The organism is Lacihabitans sp. LS3-19, assembly GCF_024343575.1.
Lineage (GTDB): Bacteria > Bacteroidota > Bacteroidia > Cytophagales > Spirosomataceae > Leadbetterella.
The window spans coordinates 55,763-72,760 of the sequence record NZ_RJUA01000130.1 but is presented as its reverse complement, the minus strand read 5'-3'; the positions used below and the strand labels follow the sequence as shown (position 1 = coordinate 72,760).

Sequence of the window (16,998 nt, the reverse complement as noted above, 5' to 3'; positions counted from 1 at the left end):
TTTCTTTAAAACTATATAAATTCAGGTTTATTCTAAAGTAAATTTTAAAAACTATTAAACATAAGTTAATTTTGCAAAAAAAACGAAATGCAGAAAGTCCTTTTTATAGACCGCGACGGAACCCTAATTATTGAACCACCGACCGACTTCCAAGTTGATTCTTTAGAAAAACTTGAGTTTCTTCCAAAAGTACTTTCGAACATGCGAAAAATAGCCGAAGAGACTGATTTTGAGTTGGCTATGGTGACCAACCAAGACGGCTTAGGCACAGATTCTTTCCCGGAAAACACCTTTTGGCCAACGCATCAAAAAATGATGAAGACGCTCGAAAATGAAAATATACATTTCGACGAGGTTTTTATAGATAGGACTTTTGAACACGAAAACGCCCCAACCAGAAAACCTAGAACGGGTCTTTTAGGCAAATACCAATCTGAAAACTACGACTTAAAGAACTCCTTTGTGTTAGGCGATAGAATTACCGATATACAATTGGCCATAAATTTGGGAGCCAAAGGGATATTTATTGGGGAACAATTGCCAGCAGATGCATTACAAGAAATAATAGCAGCAACCGCCTTGGTAAGCAATAACTGGGACGAAATATATGAATTTCTGAAACTGCCCGAAAGAGTAGCCGAAGTAAAACGTACCACCAAAGAAACGGATATTTATGTAAGGTTGAATCTAGATGGAAAGGGAAATTCTAAAATTGAAACGGGTCTTGGATTTTTCGACCACATGTTAGATCAATTAGCCAAACACTCTGGTGCGGATTTGACCATAACTGTCAAAGGAGATTTGCATATCGACGAACATCACACCATAGAAGACACCGCCCTTGCATTGGGTGAAGCCTATCTAATGGCTTTGGGAGATAAACGAGGCATAAACCGCTATGGGTTTCTTTTGCCGATGGACGAGTGTCTTTCGCAGGTAGCTATTGACTTTTCGGGTAGACCTTGGTTGGTTTGGGATGCAAGTTTTAAGCGTGAAAAGATTGGCGAAATGCCTACCGAAATGTTCATGCATTTTTTCAAAAGTTTCTCAGATACTTCCAAATGTAACCTAAACATCAAATGCGAAGGCGACAACGAGCACCACAAAATCGAGTCGATTTATAAAGCTTGGGCAAAAGCGATAAAAATGGCTGTAAAAAGAAATATCAATGATTTGGATGCTTTGCCTAGTACTAAGGGGACTTTGTGAGATTTTAAAACCTTTATTTAATACTAATTAGTATCTGAATATTCTCTTTTTGATTAAAAAAATCTTAATTTGCAAAATATTTTAAGTGCATTTCAGTTATTTACCGAAAAATACAATTATACCCAAACAAAATATGCTTTTAGACCTCATTCTTCAAGTACCAGCGGCAACAGACTCCACCGCCGCAGCTAGTGTTCAAAGTATCAATTATCTCTCATTATTATTAAAAGGCGGTTTCGTGATTTACCCAATCATGGCACTACTTTTGGTTACGCTTTTTATGGCGGCAGAGAGATATTTGTTTATCAAAGAAAACTCAAAAATTGACTCAAATTTCTTGAGATCCTTGAAAGACAACATTTTAAGAGGTGATATTCGTACTGCGGCTTCACTTTGCAAAGGTACCAACAAACCTATTTCTAGAATTCTTGAGAAAGGAATTGCCAGAGTAGGGAAACCCGTAAAAGACATAGAAAGTGCTATGGAGATACAGTCCAACCTTGAGATATCCAAAATGGAAAAAAACATGGGTTATCTTGGTTTGATAGCCGGTGTGGCTCCAACATTAGGTTTTGTAGGTACTATTTCTGGTATCATTCGTATATTTTACGAAATCTCTGTAACGGGAAATTTCTCGATAGAAACTATTTCAAATGGTCTTTATGAAAAAATGATTTCAAGTTTCTCTGGTCTTGTTGTTGGTTTGTTAGCTTATTCATTCTATCACGGCATCAACATGATGATTGACAAATTCAGTATCAATCTTCAGGCAACGGTTATGGACTTTTTCGACACATTAAACGAGCCAATTCGCTAATGAAATTTAAAAGACAAAGAAGGTTCGAAGCTGAAGTACAGACGTCATCGTTAAACGATATCATGTTTTTCTTGTTATTGTTTTTCTTGATAGTTTCTACATTGGGCAGCCCTAACGTCATAAAATTGTTGCTTCCAAAGTCGGACAAATCGACGCATGATGTAAGCAAACAACCATTAACACTTTCGATAACGCAAGACAAGCTATATTTTCTAGATAAAAAACCTGTTCCGTTCCCCTCTCTTGAATCTGCACTTGTAGAGGCAACAGCAGGTATGGAAGAGCCAACGGTAATCCTAAGAGCTGAACAATCACTTACAATACAGGATTTGGTGGACGTGATGGCCATTGGTGCCAGAATAAAAATCAGAATGGTATTGGCAACAGAACTGACAAAATAATGAAAAAAATAGCCTTCTTTCCTGGTTCGTTTGATCCTTTTACTAAAGGGCATGCAGATATCGTAGAAAGAGGGCTAAAGCTTTTCGATCAGATAATTATTGGCATAGGAACAAATACCAATAAGAAAAGATATTTTGAAATTGATAGAATAGATCTTGAAATAAAAGGTACTTTTAAAGACGACCCAAGAGTTACTGTAGTTCATTATGATGACCTTACAGCTTCCGTAGCCCTTAAATATGGAGCTCAGTTTATTCTTAGAGGATTAAGAAACACCACAGACTTTGAATACGAAAATACCATATCTCAGGTAAATAGGCAGTTGGCGAAAGAACTTGAAACAGTATTTTTAATCACTGCCCCAGAGTTAGCCCCAATTAGCTCAACAATAGTTAGAGAATTACATAAGTTTGGTGCAGACATTTCTCCTTATATTCCTTATAAAATAGACTAAGGATTAGTTTTTTATAAAAATCTTAGCTTCACTTTCGGCTATTTTTAAGACGTACCTTCCAAAAGAAAGCTGCGAAATATCGACTTTCAATGTACTTTCTCCCCTTGATTCTATTCTGTTCTTTTCTGAGCCATTGATATCAAAAATTCTAACATTGATATTTTTATCGTGATAGATTTCTGGAATGTATATATTTAAGAAGTCAGAAGAAGGATTAGGGTAAATTATCAACTCTTGATTAATCGATTGTGGCTCGATTGCCGTTACAACATTTCCATCATAAAAATTCACGGCCCAACCAATCTGATTTAAAATCGCCAATATTACTTCACCAGGAAAATGATTAATTTCAGCAGCTCCAACTTGCGGAGACATTAAAGAATTCTCCGTTCCCTTTGGGTATTTTGACTCATCAAGATGAGACATAGTACCTCCACTTCTATAGGTAGACGGAGCATACAATTTTGGCAAATCACCTGAATAATACCCATCCGAAATTTTGAAAAATACATTTGAGCTTGTAATGGCCTCTTTCAAAGCTGTTGAAGGATTACCAATCTTTCCCGTATTTGTCAATACTATTCCGTCTTCTCTTTGTGAGAATACATCATAAATTAATGGCAGTCCTTCAATACCCCATTGTGCCTGCGTAGTATTAGAATCACCTAATTTCATCGAAGTTGTAAAGCCCAAGCCGTGGGCTATTTCGTGCAAAATAACCGTCATTAGGTCGTATTTAAACGCCTCCTTAGATCCGTCGGTTTTGTAAGACCAACTGATATTTTTATTTACATTAATAGAAATATCGGCATCTGTCCCATTTAAATTTTGTCCCGCCAGAGTCTCCGCCAAAGCAGAAGGAAACCATACATCCTTGAAAGGTGCTCCAGAAAAATTTTTATATACTTTTTTAGATCCTGAAGTGGCTAGAGTATTGGTTGAAATCGTAGTCCAAGTAGCGGTAATCTTAATAGGAACTCTACTTATCAATACCTTGGCCCAAACATCAATAGCCGCCTGAAAAGCAGCTTTGGCATCGCTTGGAAATCCTGAGTATGTCACATCAATTACAGAAGAATTGGCCTGGGCCTTTAGTTTGCTAAAATCTGGACCTAAAAATTGAGTATTTACATTCAATTCAGATGCTTCACATGCAATTTCAAAACCATCAGTTGACTCTTGAGCAGAGGCAAAAGTGTAAAAAAATAATAAAACTATAGTTATTCCTTTCATCAATATTATGGCAAAATGTATTAATTAAACCGCAAAAGTCGAACCAATTAATAATAATACGTAAAAATATAATCGTTTGTTATATTTTTTTAACCCCAAATATTGGTTCCTTCTGTACAGTTTTTACAAATATCAATGTTTTTTCGAGAACCAATTAGCTGTTTTCTGAATTTCAAGTATTTATCAGATGCCCATACATCTTTAAAGCTCTGCTTAGAAACGTCTCCCATACGGTATTGAGCGTCTTTATCAAAACAGCATGGCACAACCAAACCATCCCAGGTTATCACAGCCGAGTGCCACATTTTCCAGCAATGATTCAGTAATTTATTTTTGATTTCATAAGTGCCATTTTTAAGCTTCTGGTATCTTGAATATTTCTGATTTTCAGGAATCAATTCAGAGCCTTCTTGATAATCATAAATTTGGGCAGTTTTAAACCTTATTGCATCTACACCTAATTCCTTGCTTAGCTTTTTAGCTTCTTCTATCTGGTGCTCGTTGGGTTTAACTACCAAAAACTGAAAGATAATATACGGAGTTTTTGAATTTAAAGTTTTCTTAGCTGATATCAAATTTTTTGTACCCTCTATCACTTTTTCAATTTGCCCACCCACTCTGTATTGCTCGTAAGTATCCTGGGTAGTACCATCCAAGGATATTATCATTCGATCTATTCCGGATTTTACAGTTGCCAAGGCGTTTTCTGGCGTTAAATAGTGAGCGTTTGTAGAAGTTGATGTATATATTTTCTTTTTTGTGGCAAAAGACACCATTTGCAAAAAATCTTTGTGCAAATATGGCTCACCTTGGAAATAAAAAGTGAGATACAATAGCGTGTCACTGAGGTCAGAGATTGTTCGTTCAAAAATTTCCTTATTTAACATGCCCGTTGGTCTGGTAAACGACCTCAATCCACTTGGACACTCAGGACAGCGAAGATTACAAGAGGTAGTGGGTTCAAAAGCTAGTGCTACTGGCAAAAAACCATTTATAGGTGTTTTGGTTATTTTAGAAAAGATATATCCAAAGACTAATCCAAGTGAATTATAGACTCTTTTAAGTGTTAATTTCGATAAAAAATTAAAATAATCTATCCACATTTATTTTTTAAATTGCTCGTAATAGTTAATCAATCGCTCATCCTTTTCCTTTTCTATTACCTCCTTTAAAGCCGTTTCAGCTTCAGGCAAATCATCACGCAGCATTTCTAATATTTGGGCAGCACTCACTCTCACAAACCATTCGTTTTCTATAATAGCCAAGTTTCTAAGCATTGGAACAGCTTTTATTTGAGTTTCCTTCTCAGATTTGGCAAGGTAAGAACCAAATATGGCAACATATTGATAAACTTCTACGCCTTCCATTTTCATTAATCTGTCAACATACCAGTCATATAATTCTGGACTAGGGTTTTCTGAATAATAGTTTGCTACAGCTGCAAATATGGTATTGTCATAAGAGCTTTTAAATCGCTCTGCTATTTCTTCACTATCAGCTACTTTATTGGTAAACAAAGCCTCAAGTCCAGCTGCCTTAACAGTATTTGAAGAGTCAGAAAGTGCTGCTCTAAATAATACATCGTTCTGAGGATTTAAAAAATTCTTAACAGCCAAAATCCCATCTGCCTTAACAATTGACTTGGGATCATATTTTATCAAATGCTGCAAAGCCTTTTCTACTTTCAAAAAATCATCACCATCATAATCAAACAATTTCTGAACAGCTATCTGACGAATTCTCCAAAAACTGTCCTTTAATGCGTCCAAAACCACATTTCTAACTTTTTCGTTTTGCAATGGATTCCTCCCAATTACATCTTCAGGAGTAAAAGTTAAGGTTTCTAAAGCGAAAATTCTCCCATAAATTGATTTAGAATTATAGAATTGAAAAATAAGCTCTTCTTCGGTTTTTATGTGGTCAATATTTCCAAGAAAATACCCATCTGGATTAACCAAAACGTTTTTTATATCGCCTTCTATATCAAAAGAAAAGGTATTTGAGGGACTATTTATCTCCAAGACTTCATTGACAATTTTATTGCCTTCAAATATCTGAACTGGCAATTTCAAATTATATACCCAAAGATTGGTAGAGTCTATCATCTGATTAACAGTAATTTGCAGTTTTTTATCGTCTACATTTTGGATGATTTGCAAACGAGGATGACCAGGAACAAAAAACCATTGGTCAAAGAAAGATTTCAAATCACGTCCAGTTATTTTTTCAAACGAAATTCGAAGATCTTCAATTTCAGCAGTTTTAAATGCATGACTTTTAAGGTAATCATTCAATGCCAAAAAAAATGCCTCATCACCAACTTCCATTCTCAATTGATGCAAAACTCTTCCACCCTTTTGATACGAGTGGGCATCAAACATATCTTCTCTGTTGGCATAATTGAACCTAATCAAAGGAACTTGTTTTTGAGAAGCTTCATACAAATATTCTTGTAAAGCATTCAAATACACATTATCACCTTCATCTTTTCCGTATTTATGTGTCGCCCACAAAAACTCAGAATAATTGGCAAAAGATTCATTTAGAGGCAGCTGAGACCATGACTCACAAGTTACCAAATCGCCAAACCAATGATGAAACAATTCATGTGCAATAACGCCATCATCATTTCCATCGATTAGCTGATTATTGTTTTTTAGAACAGTTTTGGAATGCACCGTAGCTGTGGTATTTTCCATAGCACCTGAAACATATTTCCTTACAGGTATTTGAGCATATTTATCCCATTGATATTTGACGCCTAGAATATCTTCGTAAAACTTTATCATTTCTGGTGTTCTACCAAAAATCCCGTAGGCATATTTTTCATATTCTGGCTCAACGAAATAACTCACTTCAAAACGCTTAAAAGTAGAATCTACTACTTTCTTAAAATTTCCAGCCGCTATCATTGTTAAATAAACCGCGTGTGGCTCTTTCTGTTGCCAGTGATCTATTTTGGTGCCATTATTCAAAGTTTTGGTATCTACCAAGAGTCCGTTTGATAGTGTTGTAAAATCACTCTCAATGTTTAAATAAATATCCTGCGTATGTTTTTGATTTGGACTGTCTATAGTTGGAAACCAGCAGCTATTTGCTTGTGTTTCGCCTTGTGTCCAAAATTGTTGCGGTAAGCCACTCTTTTCGTTTTTAGGATTAATAAAATACAATCCTTTATCGCTCAAAATAGCATCCGAACCTGAAGCTTTTATTTTTTCGGGTTGAGCTGTGTATTCAATACTTATTTTCAAAGTGTCTTTTCTTGAATACTTCTTATTTAAACTTATCGTAATCAACTCATTATCATAAACATATTCAGAATTTGTAGCATTTACTTTTATAGACTGAATAATAAAACCCTTGGCATTCAAAACTAATTTATCCTGTTCATAAAAATGAGGCTTTAATGTCAGAACTGCCTTACCATTCAACGTTTGGTCATTCCAGGATGGCTTCAGGTTTAGTTCCGTATGAATCAAATCAAAAACCAAATCATTGGATTTTTGGATTTGTGCATACGCAAAAGAAAAGCAAAAAACAAAAACCCCTAATAGGCCTTTTTTCATTTTAGTTTTTGGTTAAGTCTTTAAAAAAAATCTTCCTTTTTAAGGAAAGTTCAAACTGTGGCATTTCATACTCATCCAAAGAATTTGAAAATGTATATTCATTTTTCAATATGAAATCATCAATACTAGCAAAACCACCTTTCAATGTCATCTGTAAAGTCTGAGTTGAGGGATTATACCGCCAAGTGCATACATCTACATCCAAGTCCAAGAAATCAACGCCTAAACATGCATCAATATCTTCGTCCGATTGATAATCATATTCTAGTCTACCATTTGACTGAAAATCCCAAATCATAGTATTTAGGCTTATTTTAGCTTTATCGTACGCTACAAACTTTAGCGTTTTGGCTGTATCTACTTTTTCAGTTACAAGAATCCATTTTTTATTCAAAACAAAACTTTTAAAATCTTGTCCTTGAGAAACTACAGATACAAAAAGCAAAAAAACGAAAACTTGAAATCTATAAAACATGATTTATATTTTTTGATTTAACATAAATTTCAGGGCTTTGGTTGCAGGAACCAAAGACGCCAATAAAGTGATCAGGAATATTCCTACGACTGAATAGAGAATATCAGAAATCAACAATTTAACTGGATAGGCATCAACAGTAGCATATTGCATCCCAAGCGAAACTATGCCGTACTTCATCTGAATCAAACAAACGCCAAGGCCCAAAACAAGACCGACAGAAATCCCGACCAATGAAATAACGAAACCTTCTGCCAAGAAAATATTTCTTATTAAGCTTTTCGAAGCACCAATAGAAGAAAGTGTTTCAATATCATCTTTTTTATCAATAACCAGCATACTTAATGCATAGAAAATATTAAAAGAAGCAATGCCAATAATAAAAAACAAAGCGATGAAAATGAAAAACTTCTCAATTTTGATGGCTTTTAACAGCGATTCATTTTGTTCATCACGGTCTTTTATTTGCATATCTTTTCCCAAAAACTTCTTTAATTCAGACTTTACCAAATCTACATTTGCATTCTTTTTTAAGGTAATTTCTAAGCTTGTCCGTTTGCCTGGACTCTCAATTAGTTCCTCCACTGTTTCTAAAGGCAAATACACATAGTTGTCGTATTGCTGCTCCAAATTAAAAACACCAGAAACCTCCACAGTAGTCTGGTTAATATTGTCTTCTGGATTCAACACATTTATTTTTTGATTTTTTGGATAAAGAATAACCAAAGGCCTTAGGTAATCTTCGACACTCAAATCTAAAATAGAATAAACACCTCCACCGATATAGGCCATCGGTCTACCACCATTTTTCAGGACCATACTGCCTTCAATCAAAGATTTTTTCATTTCGGTATTCTTTGTAAAAGTGCTATCAACACCTTTAAGAACAACTATCATCTGGGCATCTTTGCTTCTGGCTAAGGCTTTGTCTTTATAAACTTCCGTTACGAAATCAACACCTGGAGTGGTTTTGATTTTTTGGATTAAATCTGAGTTCGGATAGAAACCTTTTTTCACCGTAGAGGTTATTTTCAAGTCGGGATCGAAAGCCTTGAAAATTTGCCTATTGAGGTCTTCAAGTCCATTGAAAACTGAAAGAATTATAATGAGTGACATCAGGCCTAAGGCTATGCCCAACATAGAAATGATAGAAATAAAGTTGATAAAACTTCTCTTTTTTTTTGAAAGAAAATACTTCTTGGCAACAAAAAAAGGCAAATTCATAGTAAACTATTCCGGGGTTTCGTCTTCGGCAGGTGGAATATGGATATTGGCAAAAAGCTCCTCTATTTTTTGAGCATATTCGGCTGTATCATCAATATAAAAACTAAAATTGGGTATTATACGTAATTGATTTTTAGCCTTTTGACCAAATATCCCGCGTATTTTCTTCGTATTTTCCTTTACATTTTGTAAAATTTCTTCTCTGTTGTCTATTTTCAAAAAACTTAAATACACGCGAGCTACACTCAAATCGGGTGAAAGTTTAACATCAGTTATTGTTACAAAATTTCCAGCAAAAAGAGATTTAAAATCTTTTTGAAAAATCTCGCCCAAGTCCTTCTGAATTAGTCTCCCTACTTGTTTTTGTCTTTTACTTTCCATCTAATAAAAATTGTATTGCATTTATTTTTCCCTTAAAGTTAAATTGAAAACTGAACAAATATGTCGAGCCTTTAAAAGGGATTGCAATTATTTTACAAATATCAGTCTATTTTTTGGTTTATCCGTAAACGAAATGATATTTTTGCACCTTATAACCTAAAAACAAAAGGCTTTGCTAACGTTTTTCCGAATTAACTCCATTTTCCAAGTCATCACCCTTTTAGCTTTGCTTTTAGGTATTCGGTTGATTTTTATTAGTACTTCCTTGCCTTTGTTAACCTATGAACTAGAGTGGATGTTGATTGGGGAAAAATTGAATGAGGGCTTAAATCTCTACAGTGAAGTATTAACACAAGTTGGACCACTTTCTAGTTATTTCTATCAACTGATTGACCTTTGGGCTGGGAAAAACCAGTTTGTTTATGAATCCATAGCTGCACTATTAATATTCTTTCAAACTTTATATTTTGTTTTCTTGGTTAATCGAAGAAACCTCTTTAATGAAAAAAACTACATAGCGGGTTTAGTATATTTGATTGTTATCAATGCATCATTTGGATTTATGAAGTTGTCTCCAGCTTTAATGGCAAATACTTTCTTCCTGTTAGCATTAAACGCTACGCTTAGACAAATTGAAAAACGAGATGGTGTTGGAGATGATGTATTTGAAGCGGGACTTTTTCTAGGTATAGCTACCCTTTTCCATTTACCTAGTTTCATTTTTATTTTTTGGGCTTTGCTGGTTTTATTTCTTTATACCAGCATCAATATTAGGCAAACCTTTATGGTCATTTTAGCTTTTTTTATGCCCATATTTTTCATGTATTTGTTTTTTTATTTTAAAGACCAAAATTCTTATTTTACCAATATCTGGCTTTTTAACTTAATAGAAACCTTTGATTTTTCTATTTTAAGTATTAAAGATATATTACTTGCTTTGACTTTACCTTTGGCTTTAGGTCTTTTAGGCATAGTTAGAGTTTTGAGAGGACACAGATACAATAGTTTCCAAAACCGTTCTCATCAGCTAATTATTATCAGTTCCTTTTTTGCTCTTCCTGCCTTTCTGATTTCAGGCTTATATATTCCTTCAAACATCATTTTCATTATTGCACCTTTGGCTTTTTTCTGTGCGGGTTTTTTCATACATGGGAAAAAAATGTTGATACCAGAATCCTTATTTCTAATATTTTTCATTTTAGTCTTAATGATTTCAGTAACTGGTGCCAAACCCATTCTTGGTATTTATTCAAACGGATTAGCCAACTATAAAGTAGTGGAGTCTCAGGTAGCAGACAAATATCAAGGTAAGAGAATCTTTGTAACTGGACCCCATATTGATGCTTATCATAACAGTAGCATGGCCACGGGTTATATAAGTTGGAGCTTAGCAAAATATGATTTCGAAAATCCAAATAACTACATGAGCCTTTCAAATATTTATAACAACTTCAAAAAAGATATGCCTGAAGTTATTTTTGACAAGGAAAATGTAATGGAGAAAGTATTTAAAAACATACCAGAGCTTGCTGCAAAATACGCCAAACCAGAAAAAGGGATATACGTAAAAAAATAATTATTGTTTGGTCCAAATCTCTTTAATTGGATCGCCTTTGGAGCTTTTTCCTGAATGTATCCATTCTTTATCTTTAACCTCAGCCTCAAAACTAAGGACTGCCCCTACTCTATTGCTATCTCTTGAGAAAAATTCAATATTTTCAGTGTAAACTTTACCCTCTAAAGTGTATTTCCCACCTCCAGTTCCAAAAAATTCTCTTGTTTGGGTATTTATGGCAAACCACTGAAAGTATCCTCCAGACATGATTTTGTAAGTTTTCCTTGGCCCAGGATTCATAGGATTCATTTCTCCATTTTCATTTGCCCGTGCAGTAATCCTCCACAATCCAGACAAAGCATTATCATTTTGAGCACCAACTTTAGCATACTTTTCACCTGCGAACTCCAAATTCTTTTTCTTCAAGTTGATATTATAAGACTGCGAGGAATTTACAATAGAAGGATTGTTAGAATGAAAATCTACCTCTATAAAAACTTCATTCGTTACACCAACTTCATATTTCCCGCCCCAAGACTCGATAAATTTTTTTCCTTCCAATTCATATGCATTGACAGTTAGATAATTTTCTGTAGCAATAATGGTAGTAGTTCGCCCATTTTCAGTTCTTTGCCATACACCTTTTAGGTTTTGAGCTAGAGAATTTAGGGTTAAAAAGCTTAGAAATAGTGCTAAAAACTTCATTTTTGTATAAAAATATTTGTTGAAAAAGTGAATATTAAACGAAAAAAAAGAGAAAACTATACTACAAAAATGCAAATTATTCCTGATTAGTGGCAGGCAATCTGAAACATTAGTAATATTTTTGAGCGACGAAAAAATACTCCTATGACAAAAATAAAGATTTCACTCCCTATTGACGGTGCCATAAGGCCAGAAATAGAAAATATTTATCCGGTAATAAATGCAGGAAAATACGCAACTAAATCTATAGAAAATCAAAAAATATATGCTTCGGCCGACATTTTAATCGATGGTCATGATATTGTCTCCGGCAGATTATTGTATAAACATCAATCAGAAAAAACTTGGAATGAATGTATAATGCATGAGCAAGGCAATGATAGATTTGGTGCGGAATTTATTACAGAAAAAGTCGGATTTTATTCTTTTAAAATAGAAGCTTGGGTAGACCATTTTGCTACTTGGCAACACGAAGTCGACGAAAAAATAAAAGCTGGACTTAAGTTAGAAGTAGAACTTTTGGTAGGTTTAGAGTTTTTAAAAATAATCCAAAAAGTAGCGAAAGGTACTGATAAAGAAGCTATTAAAAAAGCAATACATTCTTTCGAAAATCCTGAACTTTACCATGAGGCAATTTGGATTTGTAGAAGTGAGCAGATTCATCAATGGATAGAATCATATCCAATAAAATTAAACGTAAGAACATCGGAAGAAAGGAAAATCTTTACGGATAGAAAAAAAGCAGAATTCTCTGCTTGGTACTCTTTTTTCCCGAGATCTGCCACAAAAACCATTGGCCAGCACGGAACATTTAAAGATGTAGAAGCTTTGCTGCCAAGAGTTCAAGAATTAGGCTTTGACGTAGTGTACTTGCCTCCAGTTCATCCGATTGGCACTACATTCAGAAAAGGTAAAAACAACTCGACAGAATGCTTGCCAACTGAACCTGGCGTTCCTTATGGCATCGGTTCTGCAGAAGGTGGGCATACTGCCATACATTCAGAATTGGGCACCTTGGAAGACTTTAAGCACCTCATAAATAAATGCAAAGACTTTGACATGGAAATTGCCATGGATTTGGCCATTCAATGTTCTCCAGATCATCCTTGGGTAACAGAGCACCCCAATTGGTTTAAGATTTTACCAGACGGAACAATCAAATATGCTGAAAATCCTCCAAAAAAATACCAAGATATTTATCCAATAAATTTTGAGAGTGAAGACTGGCAAAATCTCTGGATTGAGCTTAAAAATGTGATTTTTACTTGGGCTGAATGGGGCGTTAAAATAATTCGCGTAGATAATCCACATACCAAGGCTTTCGGATTTTGGGAATGGGTGATAGCCGAAACCAGAGAAAAATATCCCGAAATGATTTTTCTATCGGAGGCATTTACAAAACCTAAAGTAATGCAGCAATTGGCAAAGGTAGGTTTTACACAATCATACACTTATTACACTTGGAGAAATTCAAAAGCCGAGATAGTTGAATACATGACAGAACTGACAAAAACTGACATGAAGGACTACTTCAGACCTAATTTCTGGCCAAACACACACGATATCAACCCCTATGCTTTGCAGTCTGGTCATGAACCTATGTTTTTGGTTAAGTTTTTTATGGCAGCAACTTTGTCAAGTAATTACGGCGTTTTTGGGCCTTCTTACGAGTATCTTTATCATGTGGCTAATCCGCCAAAAGAAGAATATAAAGATTCTGAAAAATACGAGATTAAGTATTGGGATTGGGATAAACGAAACAAGATAACCCAAATATATACCGAAATAAATAAGATTAGGAAACAAAACTCTGCTTTGCAACATACCAACAATATTGAGTTTTGTGAAATAAACAATGACAACATGCTGTCCTATATCAAAACCCATGAAAATGGCAATAGGCTACTTTTTATTGTGAATTTAGAAGCTTACAATACCCAGGCTGGAATAGTTAGACTACCTTTGAATCTTATCATTAAACATGCTGAAGAGTCGTTTACAGTGCATGATTTGATAACTGGAGCCAAATACATTTGGAAAGGCGAAGCAAACTTTGTCTCTTTGGACCCCAATATTTTACCTTTCCATTTATTTAGAATTGAAGACATTCATTATTGAAATATGTTTAAGAAAATCCTTTTAATTTCCATTGTATCGCTCTCATGCACAGAGCAAAAAGATTTTACAGAGAAAAAATACTTTGACTTAAAAGGTTTTTCTGAAAACTTAATCGCCGACTTACAAAAAGTAAAACCAGAAGTAAAAAAAACTTGGCAGCTAGATGCTAAAGCTGAAACTAAAAGCAACAAAGATATAGATTGGCAAAAAGAGCTTGCACTTTTCGTAGATGCTGATCTAAACAAAAAAGCTTATCTAAATAGTTATGAAACAAGAAATTCTGGCTTGGAAACTTTATTTTCTTTGAAAAATGGAGAAGAGTTGCCCGTTAAATTATTAAGTATCCAGAAAGATTCTGCTGGTAAAGTTGAAAAAATTAGCATAGAAAGAAGCACTAGCAATTATCTATTTAAAACAAACTCCAAATTTGAAATGAAATTGGAAAAGGAAAAACTCACAAATTATAAAATTCAGACAATTCAAGAGTTATTTCTAACCAAACCTGATACCAGCATTATAATTGGGCAAATCATAAAAAGTCTTTAAGGTACTTTACAGAAATATCCCAAAGTTTGTTTTGAGCATCTATATCTTGGCTTTCAAGCGAAGAATAAGCTATTTGTGATCTTTTATAATAAGCACCATTAGATAGTTTTGAAATATCCTGCGTGGCTAAATAAACGGAGGTTTCAGCACCTTTTTCAGGAGTTATTAAAAAAGGCATTTTGTTGAAATATTTCAAAATCCCGCCGTTATTCGCACCAAAACTAGATTTTACAACACCAGGATGTACAGCAAAAGCATTTAAACCTTTCGAAGAATATTTGTTAGCGAGTGCTTTTGTAAAAAGAATATTCATCAATTTCGTGGCTCCATATTGCTTCCAAGTCCCAAACTTCTTTTCAGCATTTAGGTTTCCCATATCTAACTTTCCTATTCTATGAGCTTCAGAAGACAGATTTATAACTCTAGGCTCTTTTGATTTTAAAAGATTGTCTAAAAGGATATTGGTTAATAAAAAATGAGCTAAATGATTAACTTGAAAACCCATCTCAAATCCATCTTCTGTTTTTTCTAATTCAGAGAAAACTCCTCCGGCATTATTTATCAAAATATCAATTACTGGAAACTTTGCCTTAATAGCCTCTGCAGCAGACTTTATCGATTTTAAAGAAACCAAATCACCTTCAAAAACCTCAATGATACCATTTGGATAATTTTTCAGAACTTCAGCTTTTAGTGTTTCCGCTTTTTCACGGTTCCTTATTAATAAAATTACCGTTGTTCCGAAAGTAATCAATTTTTCTAAAGTAGATTTTCCAATTCCCGATGTGCCACCCGTAAGTACTGCTATTTTGTTTTTCATAAATTTGCCCTTGTTTCAATCAGAACAAAATATCTATACAAATGATTTTAGAAAACTTAAAAATCGTCAATTAAGCCAAATATCCTTTTGTTGGTCTTCCATTTTCCTCGCGTAAAATCCGGAATCTCTACAGGCGAACTTCCTCTGGCTATCGACAGTTCAGACAGTGGACTGATGGCACTCCAAGCTGCAGCATCATAAACATCAATTGGCGGTGCCACTTTGTTTTTCACAGACTCAATAAAAGCTCTTAATACAAAAAAGTCTATTCCTCCATGCCCAGCTTTTTCAGCTGATTCAGCGTGTTTTTTCCAAACAGGATGATCAAACTCTTCTTGATAAGGCTTAAATGGCTCCCAAACGTGTGCCTTCGGGCTTTTGTTTTGCAGGTAAATTGACTTATTATCATCCATCCAAATACCTTCGGTGCCTTGAGCTCTAAACCCTAGCGAATAAGGCCTTGGTGAGTTTGTATCATGAATTATCACAATATTTTCTCCATTTTCACATTGAATCGTAGTAGTTACTATATCGCCCAACTTAAAATTCACTTTGGCGTTCGGGTGATTTTCTCCACCTTTATCCACGATATGCTTATGAAGTCCTCTTGCTTTTGTTGCGGTTGCGGTTAAGTAATTAAACTTATTGCCTCTATTGATATCCATCCAATGTGCTACTGGACCAAGTCCGTGCGTTGGGTAAATATCTCCATTTCTATCAACAGAATGTTGCGTACGCCATTTCGCTTCCGAAATCGCTTTCTCTCCAAACTCTACTCCTCCGCCGTAAAAATCCTTTCCATTGTTAAATTTTACCTCCCTAAGGTCATGTTGGTAGCCACAATGTGCATAAAGCATCTCACCAAACATTCCTTTTCTAATCATGTTTAAAACAGACATCACATCTCGTCTATAACACACATTTTCCAATATCATGCAGTGCGAACCCGTTCTCTCATACGTATCGACCAAGTCCCAAGATTCCTGAAGTGTAACTGTAGCCGAAACCTCCACAGCGGTATATTTACCTGCTTTCATTGATTCCACACTCATAGGTACGTGCCATTCCCATGGAGTCGCTATTACCACACCATCAATATCGTCACGTTTTAGCATATTCAAAAAATCATGATCGTCTTTACCATATACCGCAGGATCTTTTCTGTTTGCTTTTTGTGTGATGGCCAAAGAACGTTTTATCGCATCAGGATCTATATCGCATATTGCAGTTACTTCCACATCGTCTCTGTACAAAGCCTGGCTTAAATGGTTTCTTCCACGAAGACCTACACCTATAAAAGCCAATTTTACCTTCTTATCTTTAATGGTTTTTGAATGTGTTACAAATGGTATTGAAGATGTAGCAAGTGTAGTAGCCAGGAAATTTCTGCGATCCATATATTTTTTAAAATTTTTTACTAATGTAATATTTTTTTTTAATTTGAACAATATAAAGGATTCAATCGTTAGTAAAATATCAAAACCTCCATGTAT

General features: G+C 34.7%; 16 protein-coding genes. 7 read left to right on the top strand and 9 right to left on the bottom strand.

What is annotated here, in order from left to right:
- Positions 1-87: 87 nt before the first annotated feature.
- From hisB to coaD, 4 genes are all read left to right on the top strand, one after another.
- Complete coding sequence (gene hisB, locus EGI22_RS23205; protein ID WP_255071036.1) at positions 88-1,209, top strand: bifunctional histidinol-phosphatase/imidazoleglycerol-phosphate dehydratase HisB; 1,122 nt, start codon at positions 88-90, stop codon at positions 1,207-1,209.
- A 133-nt stretch (positions 1,210-1,342) separates the two neighbouring features.
- Complete coding sequence (locus EGI22_RS23200) at positions 1,343-2,026, top strand: MotA/TolQ/ExbB proton channel family protein (RefSeq protein WP_255071035.1); 684 nt, start codon at positions 1,343-1,345, stop codon at positions 2,024-2,026.
- Positions 2,026-2,427, top strand: coding sequence for a biopolymer transporter ExbD (locus EGI22_RS23195; protein ID WP_255071033.1), 402 nt, complete (start codon positions 2,026-2,028; stop codon positions 2,425-2,427). The genes EGI22_RS23200 and EGI22_RS23195 overlap by 1 nt, the downstream gene beginning before the upstream one ends.
- On the top strand, positions 2,427-2,882 hold the full coding sequence (gene coaD, locus EGI22_RS23190) for a pantetheine-phosphate adenylyltransferase (RefSeq protein ID WP_255071031.1): 456 nt from the start codon (positions 2,427-2,429) through the stop codon (positions 2,880-2,882). The genes EGI22_RS23195 and coaD overlap by 1 nt, the downstream gene beginning before the upstream one ends.
- Positions 2,883-2,885: 3 nt before the next feature.
- On the opposite strand, the gene EGI22_RS23185 is transcribed toward coaD, so the two are convergent.
- From EGI22_RS23185 to rbfA, 6 genes are all read right to left on the bottom strand, one after another.
- Positions 2,886-4,115, bottom strand: a complete 1,230-nt coding sequence (locus tag EGI22_RS23185) for a T9SS type A sorting domain-containing protein (RefSeq protein ID WP_255071030.1) — start codon at positions 4,113-4,115, stop codon at positions 2,886-2,888.
- 89 nt (positions 4,116-4,204) lie between these two features.
- Positions 4,205-5,218 (bottom strand): SPASM domain-containing protein, encoded by a 1,014-nt coding sequence (locus EGI22_RS23180; RefSeq protein WP_255071029.1) that lies wholly within the window; start codon positions 5,216-5,218, stop codon positions 4,205-4,207.
- Complete coding sequence (locus EGI22_RS23175) at positions 5,219-7,681, bottom strand: M1 family metallopeptidase (protein ID WP_255071028.1); 2,463 nt, start codon at positions 7,679-7,681, stop codon at positions 5,219-5,221.
- A 1-nt stretch (position 7,682) separates the two neighbouring features.
- Positions 7,683-8,156 carry a hypothetical protein gene (locus EGI22_RS23170; protein ID WP_255071026.1) on the bottom strand — a complete coding sequence of 158 codons (474 nt, stop codon included), beginning with the start codon at positions 8,154-8,156 and terminating at the stop codon, positions 7,683-7,685.
- A gap of 3 nt (positions 8,157-8,159) precedes the next feature.
- Positions 8,160-9,380, bottom strand: a complete 1,221-nt coding sequence (locus tag EGI22_RS23165; protein WP_255071025.1) for an ABC transporter permease — start codon at positions 9,378-9,380, stop codon at positions 8,160-8,162.
- Positions 9,381-9,386: 6 nt separating this feature from the next.
- Positions 9,387-9,761, bottom strand: coding sequence for a 30S ribosome-binding factor RbfA (rbfA, locus tag EGI22_RS23160; RefSeq protein WP_255071024.1), 375 nt, complete (start codon positions 9,759-9,761; stop codon positions 9,387-9,389).
- Positions 9,762-9,933: 172 nt separating this feature from the next.
- On the opposite strand from rbfA, the gene EGI22_RS23155 reads away from it, so the two are divergent.
- Positions 9,934-11,337 carry a hypothetical protein gene (locus EGI22_RS23155; RefSeq protein WP_255071023.1) on the top strand — a complete coding sequence of 468 codons (1,404 nt, stop codon included), beginning with the start codon at positions 9,934-9,936 and terminating at the stop codon, positions 11,335-11,337.
- Here EGI22_RS23155 and EGI22_RS23150 read toward each other — a convergent pair whose 3' ends face one another.
- A complete protein-coding gene (locus EGI22_RS23150) occupies positions 11,338-12,021 on the bottom strand; it encodes a membrane or secreted protein (RefSeq protein WP_255071022.1) in 684 nt (227 codons plus the stop codon).
- 144 nt (positions 12,022-12,165) lie between these two features.
- Between EGI22_RS23150 and EGI22_RS23145 the strand changes: the two genes are divergently transcribed.
- Both EGI22_RS23145 and EGI22_RS23140 read left to right on the top strand, forming a co-directional pair.
- Positions 12,166-14,139 (top strand): alpha-1,4-glucan--maltose-1-phosphate maltosyltransferase, encoded by a 1,974-nt coding sequence (locus EGI22_RS23145; RefSeq protein WP_255071020.1) that lies wholly within the window; start codon positions 12,166-12,168, stop codon positions 14,137-14,139.
- Positions 14,140-14,142: 3 nt separating this feature from the next.
- Complete coding sequence (locus tag EGI22_RS23140) at positions 14,143-14,685, top strand: hypothetical protein (protein ID WP_255071018.1); 543 nt, start codon at positions 14,143-14,145, stop codon at positions 14,683-14,685.
- On the opposite strand, the gene EGI22_RS23135 is transcribed toward EGI22_RS23140, so the two are convergent.
- Both EGI22_RS23135 and EGI22_RS23130 read right to left on the bottom strand, forming a co-directional pair.
- On the bottom strand, positions 14,669-15,505 hold the full coding sequence (locus tag EGI22_RS23135; RefSeq protein ID WP_255071016.1) for an SDR family oxidoreductase: 837 nt from the start codon (positions 15,503-15,505) through the stop codon (positions 14,669-14,671). The genes EGI22_RS23140 and EGI22_RS23135 overlap by 17 nt on opposite strands.
- Positions 15,506-15,561: 56 nt before the next feature.
- A complete protein-coding gene (locus EGI22_RS23130; RefSeq protein ID WP_255071015.1) occupies positions 15,562-16,902 on the bottom strand; it encodes a Gfo/Idh/MocA family protein in 1,341 nt (446 codons plus the stop codon).
- Positions 16,903-16,998 lie beyond the last annotated feature (96 nt).